The organism is Bradyrhizobium sp. Ses1, from assembly GCF_059512365.1.
The window spans coordinates 1-652 of sequence record NZ_JCAMOQ010000201.1 but is presented as its reverse complement, the minus strand read 5'-3'; the positions used below and the strand labels follow the sequence as shown (position 1 = coordinate 652).

General features: G+C 64.9%; 1 protein-coding gene. It reads right to left on the bottom strand.

The window, feature by feature from the left end; all coding sequences use genetic code 11:
- The coding region (locus AC5ZG5_RS46365) for an IS3 family transposase (protein ID WP_456647286.1) at positions 1-652 on the bottom strand (652 nt) is incomplete at both ends.

Below are 652 nucleotides of genomic sequence, written 5' to 3'. Positions count from 1 at the left end.
CGCTGTCGTAGGATCGCAGATAGACCTCCTCGTATTTGACGCTGCGCCACAGCCGCTCGACGAACACGTTGTCGCGCCAGGCCCCCTTGCCGTCCATGCTGATCGCGATGCCGTTGTCGGCGAGCACGCCGGTGAAGGCCGCTCCGGTGAACTGGCTGCCTTGATCGGTGTTGAAGATTTCCGGCGTGCCGTGACGCGCCAGGGCATCCTCCAGCGTTGCGACGCAGAACGCCGCCTCCATCGTGATCGATACGCGCCACGACAGCACGCGGCGGCTGAACCAGTCGAGCACCACGGCCAGATAGACGAAGCCGCGCGCCATCGGAATGTAGGTGATGTCCATCGCCCACACCTGGTTCGGCCGCGTGACTTCGAGACTACGCAGCAGATACGGATAGATTTTGTGACCGGGCTCGGGCTTCGTCGTGCGCGGACGGCGATAGAGCGCCTCTATCCCCATCCGCCGCATCAGCGTTTTGACATGCCGGCGGTCGATCTTGCACCCCTCGGCAGCCAGCAGGCCGCGCAACATTCTCGAGCCGGCGAAGGGGAACTCCAGATGCAACCGGTCGAGACGCCGCATGAGCGCGAGGTCGGCCGCCGACACCGGCCGCGGCAGGTAATAGACGCTGCCCCGGCTGATGTTCAGAGC